Annotated in this window: 14 protein-coding genes; 8 read left to right on the top strand and 6 right to left on the bottom strand. The window is 65.1% G+C overall.

Annotated features, from left to right (window positions below):
- Nucleotides 1-13: 13 nt before the first annotated feature.
- The 7 genes from ACU4IU_RS02565 (at nucleotide 14) to ACU4IU_RS02535 (ending at nucleotide 6,917) form a co-directional block, all read left to right on the top strand.
- Complete coding sequence (locus ACU4IU_RS02565; protein ID WP_446655824.1) at nucleotides 14-910, top strand: dihydrodipicolinate synthase family protein; 897 nt, start codon at nucleotides 14-16, stop codon at nucleotides 908-910.
- Complete coding sequence (locus ACU4IU_RS02560) at nucleotides 907-2,424, top strand: aldehyde dehydrogenase family protein (protein ID WP_446655823.1); 1,518 nt, start codon at nucleotides 907-909, stop codon at nucleotides 2,422-2,424. The genes ACU4IU_RS02565 and ACU4IU_RS02560 overlap by 4 nt, the downstream gene beginning before the upstream one ends.
- A gap of 53 nt (nucleotides 2,425-2,477) precedes the next feature.
- Nucleotides 2,478-2,804: a hypothetical protein gene (locus ACU4IU_RS02555; RefSeq protein WP_446655822.1), complete on the top strand. Its 327-nt coding sequence runs from the start codon at nucleotides 2,478-2,480 to the stop codon at nucleotides 2,802-2,804.
- 23 nt (nucleotides 2,805-2,827) lie between these two features.
- Nucleotides 2,828-4,423 carry a molybdopterin-dependent oxidoreductase gene (locus tag ACU4IU_RS02550; RefSeq protein WP_446655821.1) on the top strand — a complete coding sequence of 532 codons (1,596 nt, stop codon included), beginning with the start codon at nucleotides 2,828-2,830 and terminating at the stop codon, nucleotides 4,421-4,423.
- Nucleotides 4,424-4,589: 166 nt separating this feature from the next.
- Nucleotides 4,590-4,796, top strand: coding sequence for a hypothetical protein (locus ACU4IU_RS02545; protein WP_139469641.1), 207 nt, complete (start codon nucleotides 4,590-4,592; stop codon nucleotides 4,794-4,796).
- Entirely contained in the window at nucleotides 4,793-6,331 is a 1,539-nt protein-coding gene (locus ACU4IU_RS02540; protein ID WP_446655820.1) for a sodium/proline symporter, read from the top strand. The genes ACU4IU_RS02545 and ACU4IU_RS02540 overlap by 4 nt, the downstream gene beginning before the upstream one ends.
- A gap of 1 nt (nucleotide 6,332) precedes the next feature.
- The gene (locus ACU4IU_RS02535) at nucleotides 6,333-6,917 is read left to right on the top strand and encodes a hypothetical protein (protein WP_446655819.1); all 585 of its coding nucleotides are present in this window, start codon (nucleotides 6,333-6,335) and stop codon (nucleotides 6,915-6,917) included.
- A 29-nt stretch (nucleotides 6,918-6,946) separates the two neighbouring features.
- On the opposite strand, the gene ACU4IU_RS02530 is transcribed toward ACU4IU_RS02535, so the two are convergent.
- Nucleotides 6,947-7,369 (bottom strand): VOC family protein, encoded by a 423-nt coding sequence (locus ACU4IU_RS02530; protein ID WP_259356562.1) that lies wholly within the window; start codon nucleotides 7,367-7,369, stop codon nucleotides 6,947-6,949.
- Nucleotides 7,370-7,420: 51 nt separating this feature from the next.
- Here ACU4IU_RS02530 and ACU4IU_RS02525 point away from each other — a divergent pair, with 51 nt between their 5' ends.
- Complete coding sequence (locus ACU4IU_RS02525; RefSeq protein WP_446655818.1) at nucleotides 7,421-8,287, top strand: DUF6597 domain-containing transcriptional factor; 867 nt, start codon at nucleotides 7,421-7,423, stop codon at nucleotides 8,285-8,287.
- A 6-nt stretch (nucleotides 8,288-8,293) separates the two neighbouring features.
- Here ACU4IU_RS02525 and iadA read toward each other — a convergent pair whose 3' ends face one another.
- From iadA to ACU4IU_RS02500, 5 genes are read right to left on the bottom strand one after another with little or no spacing between them, the layout of a single operon-like run.
- Nucleotides 8,294-9,448, bottom strand: a complete 1,155-nt coding sequence (iadA, locus tag ACU4IU_RS02520; RefSeq protein ID WP_446655817.1) for a beta-aspartyl-peptidase — start codon at nucleotides 9,446-9,448, stop codon at nucleotides 8,294-8,296.
- A 50-nt stretch (nucleotides 9,449-9,498) separates the two neighbouring features.
- Complete coding sequence (locus ACU4IU_RS02515; protein WP_259356565.1) at nucleotides 9,499-10,335, bottom strand: ABC transporter ATP-binding protein; 837 nt, start codon at nucleotides 10,333-10,335, stop codon at nucleotides 9,499-9,501.
- Nucleotides 10,332-11,123, bottom strand: coding sequence for an ABC transporter ATP-binding protein (locus ACU4IU_RS02510; RefSeq protein ID WP_139469634.1), 792 nt, complete (start codon nucleotides 11,121-11,123; stop codon nucleotides 10,332-10,334). The genes ACU4IU_RS02515 and ACU4IU_RS02510 overlap by 4 nt, the downstream gene beginning before the upstream one ends.
- Nucleotides 11,120-12,052 carry an ABC transporter permease gene (locus ACU4IU_RS02505; protein ID WP_446655816.1) on the bottom strand — a complete coding sequence of 311 codons (933 nt, stop codon included), beginning with the start codon at nucleotides 12,050-12,052 and terminating at the stop codon, nucleotides 11,120-11,122. The genes ACU4IU_RS02510 and ACU4IU_RS02505 overlap by 4 nt, the downstream gene beginning before the upstream one ends.
- Nucleotides 12,049-13,161 carry an ABC transporter permease gene (locus ACU4IU_RS02500; RefSeq protein WP_248284051.1) on the bottom strand — a complete coding sequence of 371 codons (1,113 nt, stop codon included), beginning with the start codon at nucleotides 13,159-13,161 and terminating at the stop codon, nucleotides 12,049-12,051. The genes ACU4IU_RS02505 and ACU4IU_RS02500 overlap by 4 nt, the downstream gene beginning before the upstream one ends.

Below are 13,161 nucleotides of genomic sequence, written 5' to 3'. Positions count from 1 at the left end.
AGAGGACGATTCGATGACGAATCCGATGCGCGGTGTGTTCGCCGTTCCGACGACCCCCTACTCCGACGACGGAGACCAGAACCTCGACGCCCTGGGCAGTCGCGTCGAGGAGGTGCTCGCCTCAGGAGTGACCGGGCTTCTCGGCCTCGGCGCCACGGGGGAGGCGCTGGCACTCAGCGCCGCTGAGCGGGAAGCACAGATCAAGACCATCGTCTCCGCCGTCGACGGTCGGGCGCACGTGGTCATCGGCTGTATGGCCTACACCCCGGCGCAGATGTCGGCCCAGATCTCGGATGCCGCCGGCTGGGGCGCCGACGCCGTCATGGTCACCCCTCCCTTCTACGGCGGACTCGAACCAGACGCCGTCATCGCCGCCTTGCACCCGGTGCTGACCGCGTCCGAACTGCCGGTCATGGTCTACAACAATCCCCACTCCACCGGCACCGACCTGCTCCCGGACCACCTCGCCGCGCTCCAGCAGACCGGCCGACTCTGGAGCGTCAAAGAGACCTCCGGCGAAGCCACAAGGGTCCGGGAGCTGCGCGACCGCCTCGGCGAGGACACCGAGATCTTCGTCGGGGCCGACGGAATCGCCCTCGAGGGCTTCGCCCAGGGCGCCAGCGGCTGGGTGGCGGCCTCGGCGTGGCTGCTGCCCGAGCACTGCCAGAGACTGTGGGAGCTCGCCGACAGAGGTGACTGGGCCGGGGCCGTCGACCTGTGGAGAAGCCTCGGGCATGCCCTCGGACTCATCGAGGGCGACTCCGCCTTCATCTCACTCATCAAACAGGCGCTCGGCCGAACCGGCCGCGAACAGGGACCGGTGCGTCCACCCCTGCCGACAGCCAGCCCTGACTCATTGGCGTCGCTGCGCGACGCGATCGCCGAACTGGAGAGGAAACACGCAGCATGAGCACCACGACTTCAGCAGACAACACCCTCATGGACCGCGGTCGAACCGCGCTTCGGGCCATCATCGACGGCAATTTCGGACAGTGGATCGGCGGCCGCGCCGTCACCGGCACCGGCGACGAGATCGGTCTCATCTCACCGAGCGACGGAACAGTGATCGGAAGCCTGTCCGCGGCCAGCGTTCAGCAGCTCGATGACACCGTCGCCACAGCGCGCACCGCCTTCAACGAGGCCGACTGGGCAGGAGACGCGAAGCTGCGGGCGCGGGTGCTGCGTCGCCTCGCCGACCTCGTCGAAGCCGATGCCGCAGAGATCGCCTACCTCGACGGCATCGAAGCCGGAAAGGTCGCCCTCGGCAGCGTCGAGGAAGACGTCCCCGATGTCGCCGCGAACCTCAGACTGAGCGCCGACCTCATCTCGCGCGACGACGGACGCTACCTGCAGAATCCTGACGGTTGGGGCTGGGTGACGAAGGTGCCCAGCGGGGTCGTCGGAGCGATCCTGCCGTGGAACTATCCCGTGGCCATGCTCGGCTGGAAGATCGCCCCGGCGCTGGCCGCCGGCAATGCGATGGTCGTCAAGACCTCTGAGGATTCGACGCTCAGCGCCCTCCACCTCGCCAGGCTCGCCACCGAGGCAGGGGTGCCCGACGGCATTCTCAACGTCCTCACCGGCACCGGCTCAGCGATCGGCGCCGCGATGGGTCTGCACAACGACATCGACGTGCTCACCTTCACCGGTTCGGGACCCGTCGGCAGGTCCTTCCTCGAGTCCTCGGCCCGTTCGAACCTCAAGAAGGTGTCCCTCGAACTCGGCGGACGGGCCGGTTATATCGTCGACTCCGCACACGCCACGGATTTCGAGGCGATCGCCGCCGACATCGCCGGTGCGTCCTTCGGCACCAGCGGCCAGAACTGCACCGCCGCCTCTCGGGTGATCTACGTCGGCGACGATGACGAGAGGTTCGCCGAGTTCCGCACCGCACTCATCACGGCGACCGAGGCACTCACCGTCGGCGATCCGTTCGACGCCGATACGGACGTCGGCCCGGTGATCAATGCTCGCGCCCGCGATCGCATCACCGCCTGGGTCGACGAAGCCGTGGAGAAGGGAGCGCGGATCCTCAACACCCGTGCCGACGTCCCCGACATCGGCACCTGGTATCCGCCGACCGTCATCGAAGGCGTGCCCGATGCCAGCGAACTCGGCCGTGGAGAGATCTTCGGCCCCGTGACCCAGCTGCTGCGACGCACCAATCGCGACGACGCTGTGGACCTCATCAACGGCGAACCCTATGGGCTGGCGTCGAGCGTGTGGTGCGAGGATATCGCCCAAGTGCGGTGGTGGGCGAGCCGGATCCGCGTGGGCACCCTCGCGATCAACGGCTACAGCGAAGGCACCGAAGCCACGCCGTTCGGCGGACTGCGACAGTCCGGATTCTGGGGCCGCGACAACGGCCCGGAAGCCCTGGACACCTATCAGGAAACCATGACCGTCTGGGTGGCCGACACCTGATCATCGTCTGGGGTTCCGCCGCTGTTCCCATCGACGAGGACTATCATGAGTCCATGACCACGGCAGCGGCGGAACTCGAGACCGAGGTGCGCCGCCTGCGCATCCGGATCATCTCCCTGACCACTGCCCAACTCGACGAGGCGGCCCCACCGGCACCGAGCAGACGTGCTGTCATCCGTGAGGCCCTGGCCGAGTTCTCATGGATCGGATCCGATGCCCGGCCAGTCCCCGAACTCGGAGATCAGAACCTCGCCGATCAGGTCGTCGTGCTCCTCGAACACGGACTGCGTTCGGCTCGGACACTGCCCGAACCCGATCGCGAGAACCGCATCAGCACCCTCACCGAGGCGGCCGTGCGCCTGCGTCGAAACCTGGCCTGAACATGAGGGAGAGGGAGGGCCTGGTGGGGAGCACTCAGCGCACCTGGCCGTCCGTACTCGCCGGGGTCGTCGCGACGCTCATCTATTTCGGCACGGCCGAACTCATCGCCCGCAGCCTGGACGTGGCGTCGGCTCCTGCTCTGCTCATCGGCCAGGCACTCATCCCGCTGATGCCGACCGTGCTCATCAAGTCCGCGATCGCGGTCTTCGGCACTCACGACAAACTCGCCCTCGTCATCACCATCGTGGCAGGCGGTGCCGGGTGCGGTGCGATCATCGGGTGGATCGGCGCTCGCCGTCGCGCTCTGGCGCTCGTCCTGCTCATCGGTTTCGGCCTGCTGCCTGCCGTCGTCGGCTTCAGCTCCGGTGCCGGGCTTGTGGCCACCCTGCCGAGTCTCGGCGGAATCGCCGCCGGGGCCGCAGCCTTCCTCGTCCTCCTCCACCTCGCGACTGTCCCGGCTCTCACCGATGGAGGCACTGAGGCTCGCTCCGACACCGAGGAAGCCGGAGCCGACACGCAGCATCGAACTCCGGCCAGGCCGGGTCGACGGGCCTTCTTCGGGTTGGCCGCGGGACTGAGCGCGGTCGGCATCGCCGCCATCGCGGCCGGGCAGTCCGCGGCCACACTGGCCCGCAGTGCGGCAGGCACGGTGACGAAGCTCGTCCTCCCACAACCGGCCGCCTCGGCGCCGGAGATTCCCACCGGAGCGGAACTCGACGTTCCCGGACTGACCCCGCTGGTCACGGAGACCCAGGATTTCTACCGCATCGACACAGCGCTCTTCCCGCCGTCGATCGACGCAGGAACGTGGATGCTGCGCGTCCACGGCATGGTCGAGCACGGGTACACGATCACGATGGCCGAACTCCTCGACCTCCCGCTCCAGGAGCACTATGTGACCCTGGCCTGCGTCTCGAACGAGGTCGGCGGCGACCTGGTGGGCAATGCGAAATGGCTGGGCTATCCGATCCGGGACCTGCTGGCACGGGCGAAACCGCACTCCGGTGCGGACATGGTGCTCTCGGGCTCCGATGACGGTTTCACCGCCTCCACCCCACTCGAAGTGCTCACCGACGATCGCGCGGCCCTGCTGGCCGTGGCCATGAACGGTCATGCTCTGCCACGCGACCACGGATACCCGGCACGCCTGGTCGTCCCCGGACTCTACGGCTACGTCTCGGCAACGAAATGGGTGACCGATCTCGAAATCACCCGGTTCGCGGACAAAGAGGCATATTGGACGACGCGCGGCTGGGCCACGCACGGACCCGTGCTGGTGGCCTCGCGCATCGACGTGCCCCGCCCCGGGGCCACTGTCACGCCCAAGAGCGGCGGCCGGGTCGTCACCGCAGGCATGGCCTGGGCGCAGCACACAGGCATCGAGAAGGTGCAGGTGCGCATCGACAACGGCGACTGGGCGGAAGCGGAACTCAGCGAAGAACTCACCGCCGACACCTGGCGCCAGTGGCGATGCGAGCACACGGGACTGAGCACCGGCACGCACACGGTCAGCGTGCGCGCGGTCGACCAGGACGGAAACGTGCAGACCTCGGAACGCCGGCCCGCCATTCCGGGTGCCGCGACGGGACTCCACGAGCGCCAGTTCACCGTTGAGTGAGCCCGCGCTGCGGAACGGACACGCGCATCGAACCGACAGGTCGGTCAGACAGTCGTGCCCCGCGTTCCCACCATGCGAACTCGGCGCTGCAGTCTCAGGCTTCTCGCGATAACTTGTAATCTCACTCACATCATCTGTATTCCCGCATCACAACGAGGTGGTCAACGTGTTCGGTCTTCCGACGGCGACGGTCGTCATCATCGTCGGCATCCCCGCGATCTGGGTGATCTACACCCTCGTCTTCGTCTTCCTCTCCCGCGGTTGGAAGGCCGAGGACATGGCTGAGGATCAGGCCCTGGCGAGAACCGCGAACGGAGCGGACGGACGAGACGGTGGGGCCGCCTCGGCGAAAGGAAACGGGGGAGCGGCATGAACATCGAAACCTGGTTCCTCGTCATCTACTTCCTCGCCATGGCGGGCATCGGCGTGTGGACGCTCAAGATCGGGTCGAAGGGCAGCGAGGGATATCTGCTCGGCGGTCGCAGCCTGGGCGCTGCGGTCACGGCTCTGCGCCTGCAGTCGTCGTCGATGTCGGGGTACATGTTCCTCGGCGCGGGATCTCTGGCGTATACGAAGGGATACTTCTCTCTGTGGTACGCGATGGGCGACATCGGCGGCGGTGTCCTCAACCTCTCGATCCTGGGTCGGCGGATGCGCAAGCTCTCCCAGATCCTCGGGTCACTCACCTCGATCGAATACCTCGAACATCGGTATCCGTCGAAGTGGATCCGCGCGATCGCCGCGCCGGTCGCCCTATTCTGCATCTTCTTCTATGTGATGAGTCAGTTCATCGCCGGCGGGCGCGGACTCGAGATGGTCACCGGCATTCCATATGCCTGGGCGCTGCTCATCGCCGTCGGCGTAATCGTCTTCTACACCTTCCTCGGCGGCTACCTCGCCGTGGCCTACACCGACTTCGTGCAGGCGATCATCATGCTCATCGGCATGGTGTGGATCCTCATCGGATGTCTGCAGGCTGTGGGCGGGTGGACAGCCGGCAACGAGGCGGTCGGACAGATCAACCCGAACCTGCTGACCATGTGGGGACCGGACGGGATCGAATCCGTCCAATGGGGAGTCATCGTCGGCGCCGTCCTCGTCTTCTCCATCGGCTATATGGGATGGCCGCATGTCAACGTCAGCCATATGGCGATGAAGCGGCCCTCGGTGGCCAGGCGCGCCAGCCTCTACGCCACCGGCTTCAACCTGCTGTTCATCCCCGCTCCCTACATCGTCGGTATCATGGCGCTCATCCTGCTGCCGACTCTGGACAATCCGGAGCTCGCGGTCTTCGAAGTCGCAGACACTGTGCTGCCGAACTTCGCCGTAGGCATCGTCATGGCCGGAATCATGGCTGCGATCATGTCCACAGCCGACGCTCTGCTGCTGCAGTCGGGCACGATCGCCAGCCAGGATCTGTTCCAACGATTCTTCAAGAAGGACATGTCCGACCAGCAGTCCGTCTGGGTCTCCCGGTTCACCGTTCTCGTGCTGGCGATCATCGGCTACTTCGTCGCCGTGAATGATCCGCCGGCCGTCGCCGAGGTGGTCATCTTCTCGACCACGGTGCTCGGCGCCGCGTTCGTCCCCGTCTACATCGCCGCCGCCTGGTGGAAGAAGGCGAACGTGCCCGGAGCGATCTGGTCGATGATCGCCGGCACCGTGTCGTCCGTCGTCTGGCAGCTGACGGGACTCGTCGACGTCACCGGAGTCGACCCGATGGGAGTCGGCATCGTGTGCTCGACCCTGGCCCTCATCCTCGTCTCCCTGGCCACTCAACGTTCGCATCCGGTGCCTGCCCACGTCCTCGAGGCGATGAAGGAGACCGACAAGATCGGCGCGATCCCAGCACACATGCTCACCGGTCAGAACGATTCCCTGGCCGGTCAGGTTCCGAAGGACGTCTGAGATGAGTGCCGAGATCGGAACCGGGCGCCCGGTCGGCCCGGATCCGCGGGCTGAGGATCCGGTGCGGATGGACCCGCACGTCACCGCCGCCGAGGCGCTCGCCGTCTTCCAGCGCAAACTCCCTGACGCGCTCGCCGAGGTCCAAGCGGTGCATCATCCGTTCTGGTGGGCCGCCCTCGACGTGCGTACTCGCGGACTCCTCCGGCGGAGCGCAGCCGGGCCGGAGCAGCGCATGGATGTGCTCGTCAATGCAGTGTCGGGTAGGGGCATGATCGCCGACTTCACCCCTCGTGGCACCACGGTGGGATCATCGGAGTGGCCCCGTCTGATCGGCGAGCAGTCGGGACCGCTGCCGACTCAGGACGAGGCGGAGCGGACCGCGCGATCAGTGGCGCGTGCGAAAGTCGTCAAGACGGTGAAGCTCGGAATGGGCATCGAGATCGCTCCGGCGGGCGGTCTGCGCGGAGTGCTCAAACCCAACTGGATCGTCTCCGGAGGGAATGCGAAGCATGAGGCCACGATCCTCGTCGATGGTCTCGATGGGTCTCACTACATTGTGCGGGTGGACAAGGTCGGGCGGAGCTGAGGGCTCGGCTGTCAGGTCTGCGGGGATGCTCAGCCCCAGTTCTCTGCGTCCGAGATGCAGAACGGATGACCGGCGGGATCGAGGAGCACGACCCAGGTCTCACCGGGCTGCGGTTCGGCCCGGGTGGCTCCGAGTTCGACGCAGCGATCGGCTGCCGCATGGATGTCGTCGGCGGCGAGGTCGAGGTGGAACTGCTTGTGTCCGTCGTCGGGCCAGCTCGGTCTCTGGTAGTCCGGGATCGTGCCGATGCCCAGTGCATGGCTGGGACCGGTGAGCATGGCATAGTTCTCGTCCGAATAGGCGATGGGCCAGCCGAGGACGGAAGAGTAGAACTCTCCGAGAACGGCAGCGTTCGGGGCGTCAAGAGTGACCATCGCCAGTGTGGCGACGGGTGATGGGGCGGAGTTGTCGGCGGTGGTCGCGGCGGTGTCGGTCTTCTGTGTTTCGATCATGTCTGACATTCTTGTGCCATGGACGACGACGTCACTAGGAAAAATGCGTCAATGCCGCAGCACTTCTTCGGACGTGTGCTCAAGCCGGGGGAGATGCTCGAGCATGCGCGTTATTCGTCCGTTCGTGTCGTCGCCGAGCGCCTGCGCCCCTTCGTCAAACGCTATTGGGCCGTCGAATGGGATCTGCCGGAGGGCGAGAGCTATCAGACGGCTACCTTGTCCGAACCGACCATCCACCTGACCTTCGAGTTCGGCGACAGCCGGCGGGCGCACGTGGACGGGCCTGGGGCATGGGTGACCGGTCCGGTCACCAAACGGCGCTTCGATGTGGGAATCTTCGGACGCGGCGGAGTCTTCGGCGTGAACTTTCAGCCGGGTGCGACACTGGCGTTCTCCGAGGAGAAGCCGGCGAGCATCCGTGATTCGACCGTCCCTGCCGAACTGTGGTTTCCGAGGTTGGATGCCGACCTCGGACTCTCCGAGATGTTTGCGCAGTCGCAGAGTGCCGGGGCGTTCGACTTCAGCGAATTGGCCGCATCGGTGGAAAGCTGGCTGCTGTCCTGGCGGCCGCAGATGACCCCGTCGTTCGAACGATTGAAGCGGGTGCTCGACATCCTGTCCGACCCCGAAGTCGTGAGCATGAAGGTCCTCTCGGAGAGAGCCGATATCGGTGAGCGTACGCTGCAGCGGATATTCAGCAGCTTCTGCGGAGTCGGGGTGAAGAAGGTCTTGGCCAGGGCACGGATCATCGACGCGGTCGCAGCGATCGACCGCGGGTGGGACGGAACTCTGGCCGACCTCGGCGCGCACTTCGGATGGTTCGATCAATCGCACTTCAGCACGGATTTCGTTCGCGTCACCGGTTTCAGCCCTGCCGAGTACGCGCAGCGGAAGTCCGCGCGGGTCACGCGAGGCTGACCGGGTTCAGCCTGGCCTCTGATCGAATGTGCTTCTGACCAGCAGCTCGCCCCTGCTGATGGTCGGCCGGCCCAGTGCGAATCCGTGCTCGATTGAGTGCTCTGCGTCGACGAGCAGCAGATCGGCGTCACCGCCCGGACGGATTCGTCCCTTGCGTGGGAGCTTCAGGGCGTCTGCAGTGTTGGCGGTGACGAACGAAAGAGCCTGCGACAGGGGCAGGCCGCTGGAATCAGCGCACGCCCACACCTGGTCGTACAGCGTCGTCTGGTATGCCACCTGGAGTTCCGTCAGACGTCCGTGAGCATCGAACTTCGGCAGGCTGCCGTTGGCGTCCGAGGACAGGGTGAGTCGGTCGAGATGGCCGCCGAATTCAACGAACTTCTTCACCGCTTCGACGGTGGACGCTCCGGCGGTCATGTCGACGAAGGCGCCTTTGGCCGCGAGGTCGACCGCCTCGGCGATGAGCTCGTCATCACGGGTGATGTGGGTGGCATACACGGCGGGCGGGGCAATCGGATAATCGTCGAGGAGACGATGCAGGGGTGCGAGCCGAGTCGAATGCGATCCGACGTGGAAGTGAGTGACACCGGCCTTTCCGCTGAGCAGTCCGCCGACATGGCATTGGCTGACGATGTCGGCGAGTTCTTCGATCGTCGGTTGGAACGACCGCCTTTCGGAGATGGCGATCTCGCCGGCCCCGATCACTTTGTCGATGAGGACGATGTCGTCGGCGACGGAACCGGTGACAGTTCGTGCCGGAAGCTGGTAGCTGCCGGTGTAGACGAATGTCGTGATGCCCTCTTCCTCGAGGCCTCGTGCTTTGGCAAGGAGGCCGCGGTGAGAGCGGGTGATGGAGTCGGTGCCGAGGCAGCCGACGACAGTGGTCACTCCTGCGCGGATGATGTCGCCGATGTCGATCTCGGGAGTGCGGGTCGCGTATCCGCCTTCGCCTCCGCCTCCGATGATGTGCACATGGGGGTCGATGAAACCGGGCACAGCAGTCAGGCCGTCGGCATCGATGACTGCCGAAGCCGGCAACTGCGCGACTATGTCGCGATCCACCTGGCCGAGGTGGGCGATACGTGAGCCCTCCACGAGGATGTCGCGCATTCCGAGCGGCTCGGGGGCACAGATCTCCGCCCCGCGAATCAGGATGACCATGACTCTCGTGTCCTTTCGATGTCGCTCGGGACCGCCGGCTGCTTGGCAGATCAGTCGCCGCCGGGGATGATTCCCTTGCCGTCGACCTGGGGAATCGCGGCCAGGAGCTTCTTCGTATACGGGTGCTGCGGATCGTTCCAGATCTGGTCGGTCGGGGCGACTTCGACGATGCGTCCGGCTTCCATCACTGCGACCCTGTCTGCGATATCGCGAACGACCGAGAGATCGTGGCTGATGAAGATCATCGAGGCACCGGAGTCGATGGCGAGGTCGCGCATCATCCGAGCGATCCGCGCTTGGAGGAACGCATCGAGAGAGGCGATGGGTTCATCACCGACGAGCACTTTCGGACCCGCCGCCAGGGCACGAGCGATGGCGATGCGCTGCCTCTGTCCGCCGGAGAACGAATGCGAATAGCGCTGTGCGGAGTCGGCAGGCAGGTCGACGGCGTCCAACAGCGATTCGACGGTCCAACCGCCGTCAGGATTGAGGGCCAGCGCATCGTCGAGCTGGTCGCGGATCCGCCTGCGCGGATTGAGCGACGCGTAGGGGTTCTGGAAGACCATCTGAATGCCGAGCAGTTCCTTCGCTCTCTTCTTCAGCCCGAGCGCTCTGACCGGATGACCGTCGAAGGTGACGGTGCCGTCTGCCGGCTTCTCCAACCCGCAGATGAGTTTGGCCAGCGTCGATTTGCCGCAGCCGGATTCGCCGACGAGCCCGAGCACCTCCGAACGACCCAGTTGCAGAGACACTCCGTTAACGGCTCGGAAGCGGCCGCCGCCGTCGAGTTTGTATTCGCATGCCACGGAATCGAGTTCCAGGAGCGGAGCCCCTGCTGCGGGGGAGTGAGCGGTGGCGGCGGCCGGGGCCTGGTCGATCGATGTCATGGGGAGACCTCCGCTCCTGGCAGCGATTCGATGAGCGAACGCGTGTATTCGTGTTGAGGAGCAGTGATGACCGCCTCCCGTTCACCGGTTTCGACGACGACGCCGTTCTTCATGACCACGATGGTGTCCGCGACCGAGGAGAGCACTCCGAAGTCGTGGGTGACCAGCAGCACGGCGAGGTCGAGATCGTCGCAGAGTTCACGCAGCAGCCGAAGGATGCCTGCCTGCACGGTGACATCGAGTGCTGTGGTCGGTTCGTCGGCGATGAGCACCTTCGGATCGCAGATGATCGCCGAGGCGAAAGCGATTCGCTGCAGCTGTCCGCCGGAGAACTGGTGCGGGTACTTCTTCACCGCCTCCTTCGGGTGCGGCACCCTGGTTCGGCCGAGGATCTCGACGGCTTTGGCCAGGGCGTCTTTCTTCGACACTTTCTGGTGGTGTCGAAGGTGGTCGGTGATCTGGTCGCCGACCGTGAGCATGGGATGGAACGCCGAGGCCGGATCCTGAAAGACCATCGACAGCTGCACTCCGCGCAGGCGGTTGTGCTGCTTGGCGGGCATTCCCACCAGTTCGACTCCGTCGAAATCGATGCTTCCGCTCAGTTCCGCGCCCGCGGGCGAGAGCCCCATGACGGCCAGACCGGTCTGGGTCTTGCCGGATCCAGACGCACCTGCGACACCGGTGATGCGACCTGCTTCGAGGTCGAACGAGACGTCTTTGAGGATATGAGTGGTCTTCTTGCCTGCAGTGACCGACAGGTTGAGGTCTCTGATGCTGATCATGCTCATGAGGTCGTCTCACCGACTTCCTGGGCGGTATGGGGATCGAGGGTGTCGCGCAGACTGTCGCCGATGAAGTTGAACGCCATGACGATGGTGAGGATGCAGAGGCCGGGGAAGAAGGCGATCCACCAGGCAGCGAACTGAGAGACGCCTTCGCTGATCATTGCGCCCCAATCGGGGGTCGGCGGAACGGCACCGAGAGACAGAAACGACAGTCCTGCCATGGTGAGGATCGCCGAACCGACATCGAGGGTGGCGAGCACGACGACGGGAGAGATGACGTTCGGTGCGATTTCGCGGGCCAGTGATCTGCCCGCGCTGAATCCGAGCAGGCGTCCGGCGATGACGTACTCACTGCCCCGCGCTGTCATCACCAGCGATCTGGTGACACGCGCGTAGGACGGCCAGGAGACGAGCAGGATCGCGATTATCGCGTTCTTCAAGCCCGGACCGAGGGCGGCTGCGATGACCATGGCGAGGATGATCGTGGGGAAGGCGAACACCAGATCGGCGATGCGCATGATGATCTCGTCGACGGCTCGACCGAAGTATCCGGCAATGGCCCCGAGGACCGAGCCGAGCAGCGCAGAGCAGGTGACGACGAACACCGCGGCGGGCAAGGTGGTGCGGGCAGCAACGAGGATGCGGGAAAGCACGTCTCGGCCCAGTGTGTCGGTACCGAGCAGATTCTCCCCGTTGGGAGCCGAGAGCCTCGGAAAGTTCTGCGCCAGAGCATCGAACGGCGCCAGCAGCGGTGCGAAGATCGCTGCGATCAGCCAGAGCACGAGGATTCCAGCGCCCACGATCCCCAGCGGAGTGCGCAGGGCTTTCGGGAAGCGGATCTGCCACCTTTTGAGTCCGGGGTCGACGGGATCGCGGCGGGCCGCCTCGGTGATGGGGGCATTGGCGGGCTGTTTCGGGGTGCCGATGCTCATCTCACCCTCACTCTCGGATCCACGAAGCCGTAGATCAGGTCGACGATGAAGTTCACGAGGATATAGACGATGCCGATGACGAGGCCGACGCCCATGATGACGGGCAGGTCGAGCGTTGTCGCTCCCCGGTAGGCATATTGGCCGAGTCCGTTCCAGGCGAAGACGGTCTCAGTCAGCACAGCTCCGGAGAGCAGGGAGCCGAAAGCCAGACCGACGACGGTGATGATCGGGACCAGCGCGCCGCGGAAGATGTATTTGAAGACCACTGTCCGAGCCGGCAGCCCTTTCGCCTTGGCGGCGGTGACGTAGTCGAGCCTGATGATGTCGAGGACGCTCGAACGGCTGAAACGTGTGAGCAGGCCGATGGTGAAGAGGGCGAGAACGCACGACGGCAGAATGAGGTGGCCCAGCGCATTGGCGAAAGTCGCCATCTGACCCGCCAAGAGCGAGTCGAGCGTGTAGAGGCCGGTCACTTTCGGCGGTGGGGTGATCCAGGGGTCGAGCCGACCGGCGCCGGGGACGACTCGAAGTCTGAAGAAGAAGACGAAGTAGGCGACGGTGGCGATCCAGAAAGTCGGTGCCGAGATGCCGATGAGGCTGAGGGTGCGGATGGCGTGGTCGACGAGACTGTTCTGTTTGAGAGCACTGAGCAGACCGAGCAGCAGTCCGAGGATCACTGAGATGAGAATCGCTCCGATGCCAAGCTCGATCGATGCGGGGAAGACCTGTCCGATCGAGGCGAGCACGGGTGTGCGGGTCTGATTGGAGACACCCAGATCTCCCTGCAGCAGATTTCCCAGATACGTGAAGTACTGGACGAGGAGCGGTTGGTCGAGTCCGAGCTTCTCCCGTGTCTGCGCGACGATCTCGGGATCTGCCGCGGCCCGGTCACCGAGGATGGCGGCGACCGGATCGGTGGGCACGAGGTTGGTGAGCAGGAACGTCACCACGGTCACGCCCCAGATCAGAATGAGCGAAATCCCGATCCGGATGAGGATGAACCGGAGCAGTGGGTGGAGCTTCGGTGGTCTGACTCGCTGCGCCGCGTCCGCCTCACCAGAAGCGGACGCGACATCAGTATCGTGCGGCGCTGTGGTGGCTTCCGCCAT

This window comes from Brevibacterium sp. CSND-B09, assembly GCF_052906525.1.
This window is presented reverse-complemented; position numbering and strand designations above follow the sequence as displayed.